Origin of the sequence: Desulfobaculum xiamenense (assembly GCF_011927665.1) — a bacterium.
In the GTDB taxonomy this organism is placed as follows: Bacteria; Desulfobacterota; Desulfovibrionia; order Desulfovibrionales; family Desulfovibrionaceae; genus Desulfobaculum; species Desulfobaculum xiamenense.
Map to the genome: position 1 here is coordinate 139,292 of NZ_JAATJA010000003.1, position 20,550 is coordinate 159,841.

The following is a 20,550-nucleotide window of genomic DNA, read 5'->3' on the forward strand; positions in this document are numbered from 1 at the left end:
TCGCGCCGCTTTTCCTTTTTCAGACCTTGCAGTATGGTCCGGCACCCGAAGATCCACCTTCGCACGCAAACGGCCATGACAGACAACGACATCTACGAGCTTATCCGCAGAAATCAGGATATACAGAGGAAATTCTTCGAAATCGAAACGGAGATCCTCACCGTCCTCGACTTCACGAGCCTCTTCGTGCGGCTGCTCAATCTCATGCGCAACCGCTGCAACGTCCCCTACGCCTGGATATCCCTCATCGCAGACAGTGACGCCGCCGCCCTCGTGCGCACGCTGGCCAATGCCGAGGACCTCGACGGACAGCTCAACACCATCGACCGCGACACCTTCCTCGACATCACTCGCGGACGCATGACACCCGTCCTGCGCAATCAGGGCCTCGCCCCGTTCACCGCCCTCTACCCCGAGCCGCGCCCCGCCGACGTGCGCTCCATCGCCGTCGCCCCCATCACGCTCGACGGCGCGCTCATTGGCAGCCTCAATCAGGCCGACACATCCCCAACCCGCTTCGCCCCGGACATGAACACCGACCTGCTCGCCCAGCTCGCGGTCAAGGTTTCGCTGTGCCTGTCCAACGTCACCGCACACGAGCGCCTGCGCATGCTCGCCACCTGCGACCCGCTCACCTCGCTCCTCAACCGCCGCGCCATGGACCAGCGCCTGCGCACCGAATACGCCCGCGCCAAGCGCTACGACTCGCCCCTGTCCATCGTCTTCATCGACCTCGACGACTTCAAAACCGTCAACGACACCCTCGGGCACGATGCAGGCGACAGGCTCCTCGCCTTCTTCGCCAAACAGATCGCCGCCATGGTCCGCACCACCGACACCTGCGCACGCTACGCAGGCGACGAATTCGTCATCATCCTCCCGGAAACCACCGCCACGCAGACCCACCGCTTCATGACCCGCGCCGCCGCGCAACTCGCCGATACGCCCGTCCCCGGCATAGAAACCGCCGTACGCTTCAGCTTCGGCGTCGCCGAAGCCCACGAATCAGGCGTCACAGACCACGCCTCCCTCCTGCGCCTCGCAGACCAGCGCCTCTACAACGACAAGCGCTCCAAGAACATCCGCTAATCCCAAGGCCCGACCGTATCGTTCACTGCCCCATGCGAGCCGTAGGCTCCGCTGGCGCTGTGGCCCGACCGTATCGTTCGTTTCTCCATGCGAGACGTAGGCTCCGCCGGCCTAGGGGCCGCTGGCCCCTAGGAACCCCGATTTGTGATAACCGTGGGTGCCCTTGGCGCACCGCACGGCTTTGCGCAACGAAGCCCTAGTGAGGATTGTCAAGGAAATCATTTCCTTGACTGGGGTCCGGGGCAAAGCCCCGGCCGCCGGAGGCCATGCCCGCGCAGCGGCTTGGCATCAGGACGACGCGGAGCGAACTTCGGCGGAATCCGGGTGGAGGAAGGATGGGATGCGATCGGCTGGCATGGGTTTGCCGAAGAGGTGCCCCTGCACGTAGGGGCATTGGAACTGATGAAGAATTTCGGCCTGCGTACGCCGCAGCACTCCCGACGCGACGCCGCACACGCCAATGTTGCGGGTGAGGTCCACTATGGACCGCACAAGGGCGCAGACCTCGGCGTCCTGATCGATGCGTGCGACGAGACCGCTGTGAATGCGGATGGCATCGAGCCGGAACTGAAGCAGGTGCGAGAGTGACGACATGCCGGAACCGTAGTCGATAAGCGCGATACCTACGCCAAGCTCGCGCAACTTGCCGAGCAGGGCCGTTGACGTTGCGAGGTTGTGCATGAGCACACTCTCGGGAATTTCGAGAATGACGAGACGTGGCGGGACGCCCGTGGCGTGGAGCACGTCCCGGATATCCGCGGGGAGCGTGGGCTGCATGAACTGCCGCGCCGAAAGGATGATGCCGACCGGCATGTCGAGTCCACACCGTTCGTGCCAGTCATGAATCTGCTCGCAAACATGGCGCATCATCCACTCGCCCATGGGCAGGATGAGTCCGGTGTCCTCGGCAAGTGAGAGGAAATCCCGGGGGGAAAGCAGCCCCAGTTCGGTGTGCCGCCAACGTATGCGCGCCTCCAGCGCCCGCACGGTCCCCGTGTCCATAGCGACGATGGGCTGATAGTGGATTTCAAAACCGTCATGCTCGACGGCCTGCCGCAGATCGTTTTCCATCTGCATCTGCCGGAGTGCCTGATCATGCATCTTCTGGTTGAAGACCTTGAAGTGCCCCTTTCCGAGTTCCTTAGCGCGGTACATGGCGGTATCCGCGTCGCGCAGGATATCTTCCGCGCTGTCGTAGTCCTCGGTAAGCAGGACGATGCCGATGCTTGCGGCGGTGAGCACTTCGCATCCGCCGAGGATGACCGGCCTGCGAATCTCGTCGAGAATGCGCTTGGCGATCTTGATGCATTCGCGGGGGTCGATAATGTCCTCAATAAGCACCGCGAATTCGTCGCCACCGAAACGCGAAACGGTATCCACGTCGCGCACGCAGCGGGTCAGCGTCTGCGAGACGTGACACAACAGCAGGTCGCCCACGTTGTGACCAAGACTGTCGTTGATGATCTTGAAGCGGTCGAGGTCCATGTACAAGACGGAGAAGAGATAGCCCGGAGACCGCCGCGTGCGCTTCATGGCCATTTCGAGATGGTTGAGGAACAGGCTGCGATTCGGAAGCGCGGTGAGCGGATCGTGGAATGCACGGTGCTTGAGCGCGGCCTCGGATTCGCGACGTTCGGTGATATCCTCCACGGACCCTTCGAAATGCACGGCGTTGCCATGCTCGTCGCGAATGGCGCGGGCATTGAGCGAGACCCAGATGACGCGCCCGTCGCGACGCATGGCGCGCGAGTGGTGATTGCGCACCTCGCCATTAGCCCGCAGCGTGACGAGAAATTCCTGCGCGCTTTCGACATCGAGGCGGGAATTACCCACAAGCTGGTCGCATGCGGCCAGCAGTTCATCCGGCGAATCGTAGCCGAATATCCTCGCGAGGGCGGGGTTGGCCTCAGTGCAGGTTCCGTCCGGCGTAATGCGGAATATGCCCTCGACGGCGTTCTCGAAGATGAGGCGATAGTTGGCCTCGGCTGCCACAAGGGCGCGTTCGGCCTCCTTGCGCTCCGCGATTTCGCCAACGAGCTGCCGGTTAACGCGCTCAAGGCGCGCCGTGCGGTCGCGGACGCGGTCCTCCAGCCTGTCGCGCGCCTCACGCAGTTGCTCTTCCACAAATTTACGTTCCGTGATGTCGCGCACGATGATGACGTAGTTCCGTTCATCCCCGCGCTGAACGGAGGCGATGGAGATTTCCACGGGAAATTCGAGATCGCCCACCGAGGCGGGAAGTTCCACCGTACGATGCTCGATGGGCTGTGCGTCGGGCTCGGCGGCATCCAGCCCGGCCATGTGCAGCACATCGGCGAGGGACGTACCGAGAAGATCGTCGATACTCCGCCCCACCGCATCTGCAGCATCGAGGGCAAAGATGTCGAGCAGTGCGGGATTGAAACGCAGGAGTCGTCCGCTTTCGTTGGTGACCATGAGACCGTCGGCCATGCTGTTGACGATGGCCGACACAGTGGACAGCGTGGTGGAGAGCTCTTCGGTGGCCTCGGCGACGGAGCGTTCGAGCCGCGTGATGAGGCTCGCCAGTTCCTCGGCGGTGGATCGCACGGCATGGGCGACATCGCCAACCTCGTCATCGAAGCGGATGTCGATGGTGGCCGTAAAGTCGTGCGCGGCGACGCGGCGGGCGTACTCCATAAGCTGGATGAGCGGACGCGAGATCGTGCCCATGAACAGCCATGCGGCCACTGCGCAGATGAAGAAGAACCCGAGGGTCAAAATCTGGTGGTTGATAACGGAATCGCGGATGAGCCCGAGAACGCCACTGCGGTTCATGCCGATGTGCACGTTGCCCGCCTCGCCCGCCAACACGGGATAAGTGACGTGCAGGAAGGACCCACCCGGCCCGGTGTTGAGCGTCTGCACCACGGGCTGGCGCAGGCCTTGACCTTCCCGCACCGCATGGCGGATGGCGGGCGGAATGGCGGGCGCGAAGGTGTGGGCCAGCACTTCTCCCCGAGCATTGGCCACGAGGACATAGGAAATGCCCTTGATCTCCATGCAGGTGTCGATGGCGGCCTGAATGGCGGTGGCGTCGCCGTCGAGAATCAACTCCACATTGGCCCCGGCGATGGATTCGGCAATGGCCAGCGCCTTGTCCTCGTGCTCCGCCGTCATGAGGGTGCTGAGCTGCCACGCGGAATATCCGCCGGACACGGCCGCCAGCACGCCAAACGCGACGAGCATGAAAATGAGCGCCTTGGAGAACAGGCGAACGCGCCTCATGGCTGCCACCCCTCAATGGTATCGACGGGAACGAATCTGCGGTCACGGATGGCGGTAAGCGTCACCGAGGACAGGGCCTGATGCTTGGTACGCGCGAAGGACAGCGGCACGCCTATGCCGAGGTCGATGGCATGCATGGATTCAAACGCATGAGCGAGCGCCGCACGCGAAGGATTCGCGCCCGAGCGCAGCAGTCCCTCCACCAGCAGACGCGCGCTCAGGTAGGCTTCGAAGCTGGCGAAGCTGTACAGCGGCGGAACATAGTTGTCCTTGGCCAAGACGCCGGGCGGCAGCGGTGCGCCGGACTCCATGAGCTCGCGATACTCTCGTACGGCAGGCAGGCTGGTGTCCTCGTAACTCGGCACGACCTGCGAGATGACCACCCCGCGCGACATGTCGCGGCCGTGGGCGCGGCTGGCCTCGGTCAGCAGTTCCTCAAGACGTTCGCTGTTGGCGAACGAGACGCAGCCAATGGGACCGATGAATCCGGAAAGGCGGGCATCGCGAATGAACCCCGCGCATGGCCCGGAAGTTCCGACGGCGACGATGGCGTCCGGATTGCTGCGCATGATGATGTGCGCCTGCTCGATCATGGAGGCCTCAAACGGCTCACCCCTGCGGTAGCTCGCCTCCCCGGCGAGAGAAAGGCCGTGGCGGAACAAGGCGCGACGCGCGCCGTCCCAGCCGTTTCTGCCGAAGGCGTCCGCCTGATAGAAGACAGCAATGCGCCTGCGTCCGGAGTTCACGAGGCTGTCGATCAGCGCGTCGAGTTCGCCGAAGTAGGAGGTTCGCAGGTTGAAGACGCTGGATTCGTAGGGTCTGGTGCGAATAGACATAGTGCCCGTCACGGGGAACAGGAGCAGCAGGCCGCGATCCTGATAGCGCCGCAGCAGCGGCAACATGCGCGTGACCGTCGGCGTGCCCACGTAGCCGAACAGGGCGAAGACGCGTTGGTTCTCCACCAGTTCCACCGTATTGGTGATAGCGGGCACAGGGGCGTAGCCGTCGTCCATGGCGCACAATTCGATGCGCCTACCGTGGACGCCACCCAGCTCATTGACCCTGTCCAGATAGGCGGCAGCGCCGCGATAAGTCTCAATGCCGAGAGCGCGGGCCGAACCGGTGAACGCGGCGGACATGCCGATGCGGATGGGTTCCGCACTCCACGCGCAAAGGGCCTGCAGCACTACAACCGCAAGCGTCAGCGCCAGAGCATGTGCCATGCGGCGATTCATGCGTTCTCCGGATAGGGATGTGACTGGGTGTCGTGACCTCGTACCAGATGTTTCGAAAATTCTCAACATCATTGGTCGATTGCATGCATTTCTCGCCTTGCGGTCCGAGTTCTGGTAGCATGTGAAACCGAAGCTCCCGCAGACCGTCCATGACCTCGACCCCATCGGAGAACATGAACAGACGACGTTTTCTCGCCACCCTCTGCGCCACCGCCGGGCTCGGCCTCGCGGCCCCTGCACTGGCCGCCACCGCTGGCCGTACGCGCTGGCGCATGGCGCTGGCCTGGACCAGCGACATGGAACTGTTCAAGGCCGGGGCGTTCCGTTTCGCGCGGCAGGTTTCACTGCTCACCGAAAGCCGCCTCGCCGTCGATGTCAACGTCGCCTCCCCGAGCATGCCTCCCCTGTCCGTTCTGGACAGGGTCGCCTCGGGCGAAGTCGAATGCGCGCACGTCTTCACGTCCTACTGGGCGGACAGACACCCCGCCCTGCACTGGTTCACCGGCATTCCCTTCGGGCTCGACGCGGCAGGCACCAACGTGTGGCTATACAAGGGCGGCGGCGCACAGGCCCTTCGCAAGGCGTGTCTCGATCTCGGCGTCTACGCCATGCCCATGGGCGACACCGGCGGCAGCGGCTTCGGCTGGATGCGCCGCGTCCCGGAAACCCCGGACGAGCTGCGAGGCCTGTGCCTGCCAGCATGGGGCCTTGCCGGGAGCGTTCTCGCACGGGCCGGAGCCACGGTCACCGAACATCCACAAATTTCAGGCCCGGACATCGCTGCGGAACTCGCGGCCGGGCGCATCGACGGCGCATGGTGGCACGGGCCGCACCACGAATGCCTTCTCGGCATGGACCGCCATGCAAGCGCATACTGTTCCCCGGGCTGGCAGAACAGGGCCGGGCGCATGGTCCTCATCATCAATCGCAAGGCCTACGACGCCGTACCGCCGGTCATCCGCCGCATCGTGGATGCCTGCGCCATGCAGGAGGACATGCGCCTGCAATGCGACTTCCGGACGGCCAACGCGCAGGCCATGGCCGCGTGTGTCGCCGCGCGCCCGGATGTGCGGCGGACGCTTTCCAATCCCATTGTCGAACACTTGCGGGAAATCGCGCGGGATGTCATCGCGGAGGTCTCGGGCAGCGATGCCGAACTCCGGCGGCTGGCCGAGGAGTATCATTCGGTTCAGGAACGTCTTGGCGGCCTGCGCGAGGTCGCCATGGCTGCCCCAGGTGGGGCGTGAGGGAATCCATTCAGGAAAGGATGAATCAATGAAGATTGTCGTGCTCGATGGCCATACACTCAATCCCGGCGACAACCCGTGGGTGCCGCTTGAGGAACTCGGCGACGTGACCGTATACCCCCGCACGGCAACCGAGGACATCGTCCCCCGTGCGCAGGACGCCGAAATCGTGCTCGTCAACAAAACGCCGCTGACGGCCGAAACGCTCTCCCAACTGCCCAATCTGCGCTACATCGGCGTGCTGGCCACCGGGTTCGACGTGGTCGATCTCGAAGCGGCCGGACGCCGAGGCATCCCCGTCTGCAACGTGCCCGGATACGCCACCAACGCCGTGGCGCAATACGTCTTCGCCATGATTCTCGAACTCGATCACCACATCCGCGACCACGACGCAAGCGTCAAGGCCGGGCTGTGGGCCGCCAGCGAGGACTGGTGCTTCTGGAACACCCCGCAGATCGAACTGACCGGGCAGACGATGGGCATCATCGGCTTCGGAGCCATCGGCAGCCGGGTGAGCGAGCTCGCCCACGCCTTCGGGATGAAGGTGCTGGCCTGCACCCGCACGCCCAAGCCGGTGCCCGACTACGCGCCCTTCAGCTACGCATCAATCGAGGAAGTCTTCGAACAGGCCGACGTGATCAGCCTGCACTGCCCGCTGACCGCAGACAACGAACGCTTCGTCAATGCGGACCTGCTCTCGCGCATGAAGCCCGAGGCGCTATTCATCAACACCGCCCGCGGACGACTCGTGGACGAGCACGCCCTCGCGGCGGCCCTTGCGGCGGGGAAACTGCGCGGCGCGGCCCTCGACGTCGTGTCGGCCGAACCCATCTCCTCGGACAATCCTCTGCTTTCCGCGCCGGGGTGCATCCTCACTCCGCACATCGCATGGGCCTCCCTGACCGCCCGGCAGAATCTCATGCGTCAGGCCGGTGCAAACGTCCGCGCCTATCTGGCGGGACGTCCGGCCAACGTCGTCAACGACACGTGGCTCGCCCGCTGACCGCACGCACTCCCACGACAAAAAAGCCCCCGCCAAGGCGGGGGCTTTCGCTTTTCTTCAGCACGCGGAGCGCATCACGCGCGGTGCGCGTCGTTCATGAGCGGTTCAAGCAGGCGCAACCGCAGCACGAACCCCAGCAATCCGCCAAGCGTCAGCCCAAGCATGTTGGCCGACGCATCCGCTAACGAGCAACGCCGATTGGGAATGAAGGTTTGCCAGAATTCGAGGGAAAATCCCATCAGCAACAGTGCGAAAAGCGCTCCCACCGCCACGGCGCGTGTGCGAAATGCTGGCGGCGTCACCGTGGCCAGCATGGCGAATGCCAAAAAATGCAGCGCATTGTCGAGCGACACGCGCATGAACAGCCTTCGATACGGCGGCATGAACCCCGAGAACAAGCTCACGCAGACCAACGTGACGAGGCCGATGGCGAGCAGCAGAAGGAATGTCCGACGTACGGCGTCGGCGTCGCTGCGGTCTTCCATGGACTACCGGTTCCTCTTGCGCGTGACGAGATAACGGGTCAGCCCGGCCAGCAGGCCGCCGCCAGCGCCGAGGAAAAACGCCCGTGGCGGATCCATGTGCAGCACGAACGTGGCGATGACGCCAAGCGCCCCACCGATCAGAATGCCACGGAATATCGCTTCCTTCATGAGTATCTCCTGAATTGCCGGTTGCGGTTGCCCAGCACGATACCCGTTTGCGCCCCCTTTCGGAAGAGGGAAAGTGCCGCGCCGTGCCTTGGGCCTATGGCTCCCCACCCCGCTACGCGAAAGTTCGCCTCCGGCGGCCGGGGCCAGCCCCGGACCCCGGTCAAGGGGCTGACCCCCTTGACAATCCTCATTAGGGCTTCGTCGCGCAAAGCCGCACGCCCCGCCATGGGCACCCACGCCCATCGCATATCGGGGGTCCAGGGGGCCAGCGGCCCCTTGGCCGGCGGAGCCTACGGCTTGCATGTGGCAATGATCGATACGCCCTGCCACAGCGACAACCCGCTACGCGAAAGTTCGCCTCTGACGGCCGGGGCCAGCCCAGGACTCCGGTCAAGGGGCTGACCTCCTTGGCAATCCTCACTAGGGCTTCGTCGCGCAAAGCCGCACGCCCCGCCATGGGCACACACATCCATCGCATATCGGGGGTCCAGGGGGCCAGCGGCCCCTTGGCCGGCGGAGCCTACGGCTTGCATTCAGCTAGGAACGATACGGCAAGCCACTGGCGGCAGGCCGCGGCGAGTCCGGCGTCACGCACGCGGTCGGCGGCATCGCAGACGGCCTGCATGCGCTTTCGCAGTGCAGCGGGATTGGCGAGAATGCGGAGGGCGCTCGCGACGCTCTCGCGGGCCGAGCGTTCGGCCACAGCGTCGCCGGATGCGGCGGCAACATCGGCAAGCGCCTCCAAGGCAGGAATGGAAGGCAGAAGAAAGGCCCGCAGAAACAGGATGTCCACAAGGCGCTCAGGCTCACCTTCGCGGCGCGCCGCCTCGGCGAACAGCTCATAGCCTCGTTCCCACAGAGGGGCCGCGTCGAGGGCCTGTTCAAGTTCGGGAAGCGTGGCCGGTGCCACGGCGTCGAGAGCGTGCCGAGCGGATTCGGAAAGCGCGGCATGGGCGGCGCCCCAAGCGGTGAAACGCAGGGCGAAGCCGTCGCGCTCAAAGTGGCGATGCAAATCGGAACGCACCAGCGCGGCGCAGCGTTGACGGAAAAGCGCGGCGTTGGCGGTTTCGCGGTCGAAACGGCCGGGAGTCCGGCTCGTGTAGTGACCGATGCGGCTTTCGGGAACACAGGCGAGACGCATCCCGCGCCGCCGCATGGAGAGGCAAAGGTCCATGTCCTCGTAACCATTGACGTAGCCCTCGTGAAAACCGCCGAGGTCACGAAAGAACTCGGTCGGCATCATGAGCGCAGCGGCGGAAAGCGCCTGCACCCGGCGCGCAGTGCACAGCACGGGATGAGTGGCTGGAAAGTATTCGTAGAGATGACAGGGGCGCAGGAACGGATCAAAGGCGATGCCGCAGTGCTGGACACGGCCGGAATTGGGATAGACCAGCAGCGGCGCGACGGCGGCGAGCCGGGCATCGAGTGAGAAGGCTTCGAGCAGTGGGGCCAGCCAGTCGGACTCGGGCACGGTATCGTTGTTCAAAAAGAACAGCATCGGACTGCGCGCATGGGCGGCGGCCCGGTTGCAGGAGATGGCGAAGCCGGGATTGTCCTCGCTGCGAAGGTGGATGAAGTCATCGCCGAACAGCGCCCGCCCGAGGGCCGGAAGTTCGACGGGCGTCTCGTCGGTGGAGGCATTGTCCGCCACCACCACCTCAAGGGCGCGACCGGGGACCGAGGAGCGCAGGGCTTCGAGGCAGGCCCGCGTGAGCGCCCACTGCCCGTGAACGGGGATACACACGCTGACCGCAGGCATGCTCAGCCCTCCGCCAGCCGCCGGGCGACCGCGACCAATCGCCGCAGGACGCCATGCCCCGGCAAGCGGGTCTCGCAGGCCGCACACAGACGTTCGACGTCTGCGGCCCGGCCGTCGAGCAACATGACCTCGGCCATGGTGACGAAATTCTCCATCACATAGCCCGCGATGATGTCGGCGTAGAGCGATGCCTTGAACCGGCGTTGGATCGTGGCGAATTCGCGCACGCTCTCGGCGTTTCGCGAGACCGCACCGCTGTCGAGCCACGCAAGACCGGTGAACTCGCGCACGTTGCGCACCTCGCGCGAGCGCCCAACGCGCAGGAAGAAATCCTGATCCGCCACGCGCTGGTAGCGCTCGTCGAAGAGTCCCAACTCGTCGTGCAGGCTCCTTCGCCACAGTGGATGCGGCCCCACGGTCGGCTGCTCAAGGTTGTAGGCGAAGGAATAGTCCGGCCATTCCCAGTAGCCGCCGCTTTCCGCACTCGGGACATACTCGTCGAACGTGCCATGCGGTTGGCTGGTGAGCTTCGTGTTCCCGAAGGCAAGGGCGGTGGAGGGATGCTGCGCGAAGACGCCGAGCAGTATCTCGTACGCCGTGGATCGAAGCCTGTCGTTGGTGCTGAAGGGGGTGAGAGAGGTCCCCGAGGCGATGCGCACCGCCACATTCCACGCCTCATAGACGCTGATGCGGCGCGGTGCGCGAAAAAGACGAATGTTGCCGAAGCGCCCACCGTATTCCCGCACGATGGCTCCTTCGTCCTCGGGCGAGGCCGCATCCACCACCACGATCTCCAGCCGATCGGCCACACTCAGCCCTTCCAGATCGTCGAGGCATTCGCGCATGAAGGCCTCGGAGCAATAGGCCGAAACGATGGAGGTGACCTCGTACGGGCGAGAAATGTATCCGCATGGAATTTCGACACACTCGGCAATGAGCGCATCGGCCCGTGCGCCCTGCGCCTTGACGAGCCGCGCCAGAACCTCTGCGTCACGCGGGTACATGTCCAGCCGACGGGAGAGGACGTCCACGGCCCCGCCCCACGCCTCGCGTTCCATCATCATGTCGGCCAGCTCAAGCGAGGCGGTGCGCAGATGACGGTCGGCCTCCAGCGCACCGCGCAGCAGGCGTTCCGCCTCCGCAGCGTCGCCACGCCCACGAGCACGCTGCGCACGGCGGAGCAGAAGCCCACCGTGACGCGGGAACAGTGCGGCGAGGCGATCAATACTCGCGTCATCCAGTGACGCTGAAGACGCACATGCGGCCTGCGCCTCGGCAACGGCCAGTCCGTCCGCCGGGGCCGCCTCGATGTCCCGAATGTCCCACAGCCCCGGACCGGCAAGGGCGGCGGCATGGCGCGCATCGTCAAGGGCCAGCGCAGGCGGAACATGAAGCACGCAGCCCCCGCCAAGGCGAAGCGGCAGATGCGGAAGTGCCGGAAGCGGCATATCCGGCATATCCAACATATCGGGGCGGTCAATGCTCAGCATGGCGTGCGTGGGCCCAAGCGAAGACGCCCCCGTGGGCAGGCGGAGGTCATGGTTGGGCTTGCGCAGCCGCAACCGCTCAAGGGCTTCGCCGAGCAGTCGGGCGTACGGCGCATGGAGGCGCACCAGCGCATCGAAGGGAATGGCGTAGCGCGAATCGAGGCACGGCACGAGGATATCCGGTGCCATGAGCGCGGCCGCCCACATCCGCACGAGGGCGACGGGGGTGCTGCCCACACGAAGGGTTGCGGGGTCGTCGAGCGTCCCGTCGAAGGTTTGCGAAAACGTCCACGGCGCAAGGACCGGCGCGTCGCACATCCGGGCGCACGCCGAGGGCGGCCCGAGGTGACCACCCGTGGCTGAGTCCGCACCAGATGCGAGCCATGACGCCAGAAAGCGGAAACCGTCCCGCCCACGACGCACGACCACGAGGCCCGGATCGAAGTCCTTGCCGCCGTCAGGGGCAAACGCCCGGGACAGGCACACCGCCCCGCCCTGCTCCGCCCTCAAGCGTTCCAACGCACAGGGGCACGGCAGGACGTCGCAGGAAAGATACGCCAGTTCGTCGATGTCCGGAAATGTGCCAAACAGCCAAAGCAACACGGCGGGGACGATGGTCGCGGCGGCTGGCTGCCCGCCACTGGGAAGCGTGACGACGCTAGCGTCCACCACGCGAAGTCCGGGCAGCGTAATGGAGTGGAACACATCCAGCGCCTCCTCTCCAGCACACACGGCAAGCGTCTCCGCGCTTGATGCGTCATGATGCCCGCGCAGCACATCAAGCAGGACAAGCGCCTGCGCGAGCGTGGCGTCATCGACGAACAGCACGCGACGAAACATCGCAGCCGCACCGCCAGCCGTGTGCTGCGCCGCGCCCATCACCGCCGCGTCGTTCACGGGTTCCCGCGTCATGGCACCTCCGCATGAAGTCAGGGGTTTGGCCATGATACATCCGTGCGCGCATCAAGCGCAACCGGGCGAAAATCCATGCAGGTGCCGAGGTTTTCCACCGCGCACGTTCCCCGGCGGACAAAAAAAGGCCCGCCCCTTTCGGGACGGGCCTCATCAGGCAGGGGACAGGCCGACTAGGCGGCAGCCTTCTTGACGCTGACGGCGATCTTCCAGAGGACGGTCACGATCAGCGCGCCGATGGCGTAGATGCCCATGGAGATGGTCAGTTCCAGACCAGTGGGCGTGTAGGGGGTAACACCCTCGAACATGTTCGGGATGAAACCGGCAACCACAAGGCCAAGGCCCTTGTCGATCCAGGTCGCGATCACGAGGATGATCAGCGAGAAGATGAGCACGGGCTTGGAATTGCGGGTGCGAGACGGAATGAGCAGGCACAGGGACAGAATGGCCAGCACGGAGGCGGTCCAGAAGAACGGAACCATCTCGGCATGGCCTTCGAGGCCCGAGAACAGGTAGACGATGGACGCCTTGTGTCCCGGAATGTTGGAGTAGAAGGCGGTGAACAGCTCAAGCATGAAGAAGAACACGTTGCCGCACATGGCGTAGGTGATGATCTTCGCCAGAGTGGCCACGGCTTCCTTGCCGAGCTTGAAGTTGGCAACCTTCTCCACGATCATGAGCAGAAGCAGCATGATGGCGGGACCAGCGCAGAACGCGGAGGCCAGGAAGCGGGCGGCCATGATGGCGGTCAGCCAGAAATGGCGGCCGGGGATGCCCGCGTACAGGAAGGCCGTAACGGTGTGGATGGAGAACGCGAACGGCACGGAAACGATGGCCAGAACGCGGACCCACTTGGCGTACGGCACGCCCTTCTTCTGCGCCTCAAGGGAGGCCCAGCCCACGATGATGTTCAGGAGCATGTATCCGTTGAGGACCATGGCATCCCAGAACAGGATCGAGTTCGGCGTGGGATGAATGAGCAAGTTGAACAGGCGCTGCGGCTGGCCAAGGTCGACGATGACGAACAGCAGGCACATGATGATGGCGCCGATGGCCATGAACTCGCCGAACACGACGAGGTTTCCGAACTTCTTGTAGTCGTGCAGGTAGTAGGGCAGCACGAGCATGACGCCGGAGGCCGCCACGCCGACCAGATAGGTCAGCTGCGCGATGTAGAAGGCCCAAGACACGTCGCGGCTCATGCCCGTGACGACGAGGCCTTCCTGGTACTGCACGACATAGGCGCCGAAGCCGATGCCGATGAGCACCAGCAGGAAGCCTATCCAGCTCCAGTATCTCTTATCTCCAGTAAGCGCTTTTTCCAGCATGGCTCACCACCTTAGATGATGTAGAAGACGCTGGGGTTCGTGCCCAGGTCCGGTTTGCGGCGGATGGTGAAATTCTCCGCCAGGGCTCGCCTGACCTCGGAATTGGGATCTCCCAGGTCGCCGAAGAGTACCTTGCCCTCGGAGGCCTCGACGCATGCGGGCATTTTGCCCTCGGCGAGGCGCTCGGCGCAGAAGTTGCACTTCTCGACCACACCCTTGGTGCGGGTGGGGTACTTGGGATTCTCCTGCTTCAGGCCCTTGCGGGGGTCCTGGAAGTTGAAGCTGCGCGAACCGTAGGGGCAGCCGGCCATGCAGAAGCGGCAGCCGATGCAGCGGTGCATGTCCATGATGACGATGCCGTCTTCGCGCTTGAAGGTGGCCTGAGTGGGGCACACGCGCACGCAGGGCGGCTCTTCGCAGTGGTTGCACAGAAGCGGGAAGGGCTTGTGCTCCACCTCTTCCGACATGAACTCGTTATGAGCCATGGGGAAGGCGTGGTGGTAGCTGTCTACCCACAGCCACTTGATTTCCTTGGGTCCGGAGAACTCGGGCACGTTGTGCTCGATGTGACAGGCCTCGATGAGAGGCTTGTAGTCCTCGGCGGAGTGGAACTTGCGAGTATCGATAACCATGCCCCAACGCTTGGCGTGCAGGCGCTCCGGCTTCGGAGTCATGTGGTCGTAGTGCGGCAGATAGCTGGCGGCAGCGGTACCCGCGCCGGCAGCAACGCCGAGGGCCGTAATGCCCGCGACCTTCAGGAAGTTGCGTCTGGTGTTGTTCATCCTACATACCCTCCTTGGGAGCGATATGGCAGTCCCAGCAGTAGGGAGCAACGGCCGCAGCGTCATGGCACTTGTCACAGAACTCCTTCTTGGAGGTGTGGCAGCTCATGCAGGTCTTCTGCAGGCTCATCTCGAAGTGTTCGCCGCTCTGCTTGCTGGTGTAGAGACGATTGCCGTTGCGCACGACTTCGTCACGCCACTCGTTGAGCAGCTGCATATGCTCCGCCTTCATCCACTCCGCAGTCTCGATGCACTGCTTCGCGTTGGCAGGCTTCTGCAACTCGGGAGTCTTATACGCCGCCTGGCCAACGTTGTACCAGAACGGGAACGTCATCAAGCCGAGAAATACGATGATTCCGGCTATGATTTTTCCGCCGTCATACATTTAGGTACCCTCCATTACTCCACGTTGGGCAGGTCTTCGCCGCGCAGGTTGGTCTCGCGCTTCTTCTCGCCATCCATGACAAGGGCGTTGGCCACGAGTTCGTGCACGCCGGTGACGTCCACGCCGGGCGCCCAGTAGTTCGCCAGAGGCGGCAGGGTCGCACGGTCGATGGCGCAGATGGTGGCGAGCATGTTCACGTCGTGCTTCTCCTGCACGTAGCGCAGGGCGTTGCCGCGAGGCAGGCCGCCACGCATGCGCATCTCCATGAACTCGTCCGTGTTCAGACCGGAGCCGCCAGCGCAGCAGAAGGTCTTCTCACGGATGGTGTCCTCGGGCATCTCGAAGAAGTTGTTGCACACGTTCTTGATGACGTAGCGCGGTTCGTCGAGCAGGCCCATGGCGCGCGCGGGGTTGCAGGAGTCATGGAAGGTGACCCGCAGATGGTCGTTGCGACTGGGGTCGAGCTTCAGCTTGTTGTGCTTCATGAGGTCGGCGGTGAACTCGGTGATATGGATCATGCCGGTGGAAGCAGCGTTCTCGAAGCGGGTACCAGTGATGGGGCTGACCGGGGTCTCGAGGGGAGAGGGACCGTTCATCGTGTCCATGTACTGGTTGATGACGCGCCACATGTGGCCGCACTCGCCGCCGATGATGTACTTGACGCCGAGGCGCTTGGCTTCGGCATACATCTTGGCGTTGAGCTTCTTCATCATGGAGTCGGAGGTGAACAGGCCGAAGTTGCCGCCTTCGGAGGCGTAGGTCGACCAGGTGTAGTCCAGCCCGATCTCATGGAAGAGCATGAGATAGCCCATGTAGGTGTAGGTGCCCGGGTCGGCGAAGATGTCGCCGGACGGCGTGATGAAGAGAACCTCGTGGCCCTTCTCGTTCACGGGGCAGTTGACCTTGACGCCGGTGATATCCTCGATGTCGTCCACCATGAACTGCATCATGTCGTAGTAGGCATGAGGCTGGATGCCCATGTGGTTGCCGGTGCGGTTGGAATTCGCAGCCGGTTCGAGGATCCAGTTGATGTTCAGGCCCAGCTCGTGGAGGATCTCACGCGCCATCATGGTGATTTCGGCGGTGTCGATGCCGTAGGGGCAGAACAGCGAACACCGGCGACACTCGGTGCACTGGTAGAAGTAGAGGAACCACTCCTTGATGACGTCCTCTTCCAGCTTGCGGGCACCGGCCAGCTTGCCGAGCAGCTTTCCGGCCAGGGTGAACTCGCCGCGGTAGATGGAACGCAGCAGTTCGGCGCGCAGGACGGGCATGTTCTTGGGGTCGCCGCCGCCGATGTAGAAGTGGCACTTGTCGGCGCAGGCACCGCAGCGCACACAGATGTCCATGAACACCTTGAAGGAGCGGTACTTGTCGAGCCGCTCGCTGAAGGCCTTCTTGACGATCTCGCGCCAGTTCTCGGGCAGCTTCCAGTCCTCGTCAGTGGGAACCCACTGGTGGGCATGGGGGAACTTACCGTGGGTGGCGTCGTTCAGGTAGTTCACGATCTCCGGCTTGCCGGGGTAGCACCAGTTGCCCGGATGGAACTCGGGCGGAACATCCATCCAATTCTTTGAAGGAACTTTGTAGTCGTACTGCAAAAGTTCTTCTGGTTTCACATTCCAAGCCATCGTTGTCTCCTTGGGCTACTGGGCCTCGGTTTCAGCCTGTTCGAGGGTCTTTTCCACGGGCAGGCCCGCCTCGATCATCTTCTCGCGGAACTCGTTCTCGTAGTCCGTGTAGCTGTGGGCCTTCACGGTCGGATCGTTCCAGGGATTGATGTGGCGCTTTGCCCTGTTGTTGTTGGCAAGGTTCCTGGTGGGGCTCAGGAACACGCCGCCCATGTGCATGAGCTTGCTCATCGGGAAGTACGCGAGCAGCACGCACACCAGGAAGAGATGGACATAGAACACGACGCCGACCTCAGGCATAGCCGCCGGGGGATTGAAGGAGAACAGCCCCATGGTGATCTCCTTGATGCTCATGACGTCCGTCTTGGCGAAGAAGCGAAGCAGGATGCCAGAGCAGGCGACGCTCAGAATGAGGAACAGCGGGAAGAAGTCCGCCACCTGGGAGATGTAGCGCACCTGCGGCAGCAGCACGCGGCGGAACAGCAGCAGCGTCACGCCGAGCACCAGCGTGGCGTCGGTGATGTAGAGGGTCGGCGCGCCGAGCTGAAGGAAGCCGTCTGCCCATTCGATACCGGTCAGGAAGGCCGGGACCGGATTGGTGAACAGGCGGAAGTGGCGCACGAAGACGATGAGGAACGAATAGTGGAAGATCAGCGCAAAGAGCCACAGCCACTTGGCCGAGGCATAGCGGACCTTCATGTCCACGCCGTCCTCGGTGCTGCCGAAGCGCTGCACGGCGAGGTTGCGGAACAGGGAGCGGAAGAAAAGCACTTCCAGCACCATACGCACGAAGACCTGCCAACCGGTGGTGGGGTTGTCGTACTTATCGTGCTTGATCCAGCCGTGGGAGAGCTGCTGCCCGCCCGTCGTCGGGATACGGAACGGGACGGGCGATTTCGCCCATCCGATAACCTTGGTGACGATGCCTGCGAAGAACAGCGCAATCGCCAAATACGGAATGATAACCCCGAAAAGGGTATGCATTCCCATAGCCCCCGCACCCAGCAGAGCGATCAGGATGAGCGCGAAGACTAAGAACAGTGAATACAAAGCGTTCATAAGCCCCTACCTCGATTAAAGTTGCAGTGCCAGTTACCCGTCACCGGACTCCGGAGCATCGTCCTGCTTTTTGTCAGCCCACTCCGAGAAGTCGCAAACCAGACCGGCTCTCCTCAAGAGCCCAGAAAAACGCTGCTTCGAGTCCGCAAGGCGAAGCTCGAAGAGTTTTTCACGGCATTTCGTGTAGATGTCGAACGCGATGAGCACCACGGTATCGACCTTGGACTCGAAGTCCCACAGGTCCTGCACCAGCTCGGGGGAATAGCCCTCGCCGGACTCGCGCACCTCATTTCGCACCAGCTCGCGCACGACATGCTTGAGAAGCATCAAAATCGCCGTCGCTTCGGACGGCGTGTAATCCTGTACCGCGCGGATGCGCACGACAGTGTCGATGTAGGGGGCAAGACGCTCGTCGGCCTCAGCCTTGAGCAGCTCGTCGTAGATACCCTCGATGGCGGCATGGATGTTCACGCCGACAGGGTTGCCCCATTTGTGCTTTTTTTTGAGAAAAATCGAACTCAGCCCCGGATAGGTCTTCACGATCAGATCGAACCATCTGTCCAGGACGTCGTCACGCCGGGCCACAAGCAATTCGGCAAGCTTCATTTCGTTGTGTCTCTATTGGTGTGCTAAATGCATGTGATCGCTGCCGAATAACTTGCGTAGAAGTGTAATATCCGACAGTTTTTGTAAACAGTTGAAATCCGTTCTCAACCTGCACGAACGAGCGGTCACGCCCTTACGACGCTCCGCACCGACCGAAACTTGGTCAGCATATAATGAAAGTTAGGGCATTTCGTCAAACCCATCGTTCGTTTTTTCACGACCATGGGCGGCCCCAACCACAGCCCGAAAACGGTTTTCCCTGGCCGTCCGCTGCGGCATCGGCTACACAGACCCCAACGGGAAAATTCCCACAACCTGTCACACCGCAACGACTGCGCCACAAGCAAATGTCCGAAAAACCGAAGATTCTTCTCGTCTACCCCTACTGGCTCGAAGACCGCACGCACACCGAGGATGTGGTCTGCGTCCCCATAGGTCTGTATTGGATAGCCGCACTGCTCAAGGAAAACGGCTTCGACGTCGAACTGCGCAACTGGTCCGATCGCAAGGACGACCCGGAATCCATCCGCGCCGAACTCGCGGCCATCGCACCGGACATCGTCGGCCTCTCCATCATGCAGGCGAACCGCTTCGGCGGGCTTGAGATAGCCGAAATCGCCCGTCAGGTGAACCCCCAAGTTGTAAATGTTTTCGGGGGCGTCGGCGCAACGACTCTTTGGGAGTTTCTGCTCTCCACCTACGCGCAGGTGGACTGCTGCATCGTGGGCGAGGGCGAGTACACCATGCTCGAACTTGCACAAACCGTCGAAAGCGGCCGCCGCGACTTCGCAGCCATAGCTGGCCTCGCCCTACGCGGAGTTGACGGCACCCCCACGCGCACCTCCGAACGCGAACGCATCCGCGACCTCAATACCCTGCCCATTCCCGCGAAGCATTTCACCTATCAGCACGTCTCGCTCACGCGCGGGTGCCCGGGCCACTGCACCTTCTGCGGCTCTCCCTCCATGTGGGGACCGAAGGTCCGCTTCCGCTCGCCCGAGCACTTCGTGGACGAGCTGGAAATGCTGCACGAGCGCGGCGTGGATTTCCTCTACGTCTCGGACGACACCTTCACCTTCGACCGCACGCGCGTGCTGGCCGTGTGCGCGGAGATCATGCGCCGCGGGCTTCGCATCGAGTGGGCGGCCATTTCCCGCGTGGACCGCGTGGACGCCGAGGTTCTCGCCGCCATGCGCAGGGCGGGCTGCATCCAGATCAGCTACGGCGTGGAATCCGGCTCGCAGACCATCCGCGACGCGCTGAACAAGAACATCCGCGCAGAAGACGTGCGCCGCGCCTTCGCGCTGACCACCAGCTACGGCATCCTCGCCCGCGCCTATTTCATCTACGGCTGTCCCGGCGAAACAGACGCCACCATCGATGACACCCTCGCCCTCATTCGCGACATCCGCCCCCTCATCGTCCACTTCTTCATCCTGTCCATCTTCCCCGGCACGGCGCTCTACGAGCGCTACAAGGCCCGGACCGGAGCCACGGACGCCATCTGGGCCGACGAGATCGAGGACATCAAGCACTTCGAGACAGACGACGCGCTGGACCTCGACACCGTGGAGCGCTTCGGCACCCGCCTGCGCGAGACCTACTACGCGTGGCTGCCGGAATTCGTGGACTCCATCGAGCTGGTGGACGATCCGGAATTCGCCCCGATGCACGCCGACTTCCTCGCGCGGCTGGGCATGACCTTCAACCATGGCGACTACGCGTCCAACCTGTCAGTGCTCGATTCCCCGGAAATCGCCGAACGCCTCTACCGCCGCGCCCTGAGCTACCACCCGGACGCCACGGCATCCCTCGACCTCGGCATGATCCATCAGAAACGACGCGAGTACCCGGAATCCATCCGTGTGCTGGCCCGGGGCCTCATGGCCAACCCTGGCCACGAGCGCCTGTCCATGGCCCTCGCCGTAAGCCTCATGAACTGCGGCGACTTCGAGAAGGCCCTCGGGCTGCTCGCCCCCATGGACGACAACCCGCAGGCCCTGCACTACGCCGCCATCTGCCACCAGCACCTCGGCCAGCATCTGGAGGCCGAGACCAAGCGCTTCCGCCTCGCCAAAATCATGGAGAAGGCGGAACAGCCCGCAAGCTGACCCTCCGCATCAACACA

The 20,550-nt window shown here is 63.3% G+C and carries 16 protein-coding genes; 4 read left to right on the top strand and 12 right to left on the bottom strand.

Going from position 1 to position 20,550, the window contains the following annotated elements; genetic code table 11:
* The first annotated feature begins 75 nt into the window (after positions 1-75).
* The gene (locus GGQ74_RS13490; RefSeq protein WP_167942118.1) at positions 76-1,089 is read left to right on the top strand and encodes a GGDEF domain-containing protein; all 1,014 of its coding nucleotides are present in this window, start codon (positions 76-78) and stop codon (positions 1,087-1,089) included.
* Positions 1,090-1,377: 288 nt separating this feature from the next.
* Here the strand turns inward: GGQ74_RS13490 and GGQ74_RS13495 are convergent, their stop codons facing one another.
* Complete coding sequence (locus GGQ74_RS13495) at positions 1,378-4,335, bottom strand: EAL domain-containing protein (protein ID WP_167942119.1); 2,958 nt, start codon at positions 4,333-4,335, stop codon at positions 1,378-1,380.
* Complete coding sequence (locus GGQ74_RS13500) at positions 4,332-5,570, bottom strand: ABC transporter substrate-binding protein (protein ID WP_167942120.1); 1,239 nt, start codon at positions 5,568-5,570, stop codon at positions 4,332-4,334. The genes GGQ74_RS13495 and GGQ74_RS13500 overlap by 4 nt, the downstream gene beginning before the upstream one ends.
* A 173-nt stretch (positions 5,571-5,743) precedes the next feature.
* Between GGQ74_RS13500 and GGQ74_RS13505 the strand changes: the two genes are divergently transcribed.
* Complete coding sequence (locus GGQ74_RS13505) at positions 5,744-6,817, top strand: type 2 periplasmic-binding domain-containing protein (RefSeq protein ID WP_167942121.1); 1,074 nt, start codon at positions 5,744-5,746, stop codon at positions 6,815-6,817.
* A 28-nt stretch (positions 6,818-6,845) separates the two neighbouring features.
* Positions 6,846-7,820, top strand: a complete 975-nt coding sequence (locus GGQ74_RS13510; RefSeq protein WP_167942122.1) for a D-2-hydroxyacid dehydrogenase — start codon at positions 6,846-6,848, stop codon at positions 7,818-7,820.
* A 74-nt stretch (positions 7,821-7,894) separates the two neighbouring features.
* Here the strand turns inward: GGQ74_RS13510 and GGQ74_RS13515 are convergent, their stop codons facing one another.
* From GGQ74_RS13515 to GGQ74_RS13560, 10 genes are all read right to left on the bottom strand, one after another.
* Positions 7,895-8,305, bottom strand: a complete 411-nt coding sequence (locus tag GGQ74_RS13515) for a VanZ family protein (protein WP_167942123.1) — start codon at positions 8,303-8,305, stop codon at positions 7,895-7,897.
* Positions 8,306-8,308: 3 nt separating this feature from the next.
* Positions 8,309-8,473: a hypothetical protein gene (locus GGQ74_RS13520; protein ID WP_167942124.1), complete on the bottom strand. Its 165-nt coding sequence runs from the start codon at positions 8,471-8,473 to the stop codon at positions 8,309-8,311.
* A gap of 520 nt (positions 8,474-8,993) precedes the next feature.
* Positions 8,994-10,232 (bottom strand): glycosyltransferase family 2 protein, encoded by a 1,239-nt coding sequence (locus tag GGQ74_RS13525; RefSeq protein WP_167942125.1) that lies wholly within the window; start codon positions 10,230-10,232, stop codon positions 8,994-8,996.
* A 2-nt stretch (positions 10,233-10,234) separates the two neighbouring features.
* Positions 10,235-12,631 (bottom strand): glycosyltransferase, encoded by a 2,397-nt coding sequence (locus GGQ74_RS13530; RefSeq protein WP_167942126.1) that lies wholly within the window; start codon positions 12,629-12,631, stop codon positions 10,235-10,237.
* A gap of 173 nt (positions 12,632-12,804) precedes the next feature.
* Positions 12,805-13,959, bottom strand: coding sequence for a sulfate reduction electron transfer complex DsrMKJOP subunit DsrP (dsrP, locus tag GGQ74_RS13535; RefSeq protein ID WP_167942127.1), 1,155 nt, complete (start codon positions 13,957-13,959; stop codon positions 12,805-12,807).
* Positions 13,960-13,970: 11 nt separating this feature from the next.
* The gene (dsrO, locus tag GGQ74_RS13540; protein WP_167942128.1) at positions 13,971-14,741 is read right to left on the bottom strand and encodes a sulfate reduction electron transfer complex DsrMKJOP subunit DsrO; all 771 of its coding nucleotides are present in this window, start codon (positions 14,739-14,741) and stop codon (positions 13,971-13,973) included.
* A gap of 1 nt (position 14,742) precedes the next feature.
* On the bottom strand, positions 14,743-15,126 hold the full coding sequence (gene dsrJ / locus GGQ74_RS13545; RefSeq protein WP_167942129.1) for a sulfate reduction electron transfer complex DsrMKJOP subunit DsrJ: 384 nt from the start codon (positions 15,124-15,126) through the stop codon (positions 14,743-14,745).
* A gap of 14 nt (positions 15,127-15,140) precedes the next feature.
* On the bottom strand, positions 15,141-16,757 hold the full coding sequence (gene dsrK / locus GGQ74_RS13550) for a sulfate reduction electron transfer complex DsrMKJOP subunit DsrK (protein WP_167942130.1): 1,617 nt from the start codon (positions 16,755-16,757) through the stop codon (positions 15,141-15,143).
* Between the two features lie 15 nt (positions 16,758-16,772).
* On the bottom strand, positions 16,773-17,816 hold the full coding sequence (gene dsrM / locus GGQ74_RS13555; protein WP_167942131.1) for a sulfate reduction electron transfer complex DsrMKJOP subunit DsrM: 1,044 nt from the start codon (positions 17,814-17,816) through the stop codon (positions 16,773-16,775).
* A 33-nt stretch (positions 17,817-17,849) separates the two neighbouring features.
* Entirely contained in the window at positions 17,850-18,422 is a 573-nt protein-coding gene (locus GGQ74_RS13560) for an RsbRD N-terminal domain-containing protein (protein ID WP_167942132.1), read from the bottom strand.
* 347 nt (positions 18,423-18,769) lie between these two features.
* Between GGQ74_RS13560 and GGQ74_RS13565 the strand changes: the two genes are divergently transcribed.
* A complete protein-coding gene (locus GGQ74_RS13565) occupies positions 18,770-20,533 on the top strand; it encodes a B12-binding domain-containing radical SAM protein (RefSeq protein ID WP_167942133.1) in 1,764 nt (587 codons plus the stop codon).
* Positions 20,534-20,550: the final 17 nt, after the last annotated feature.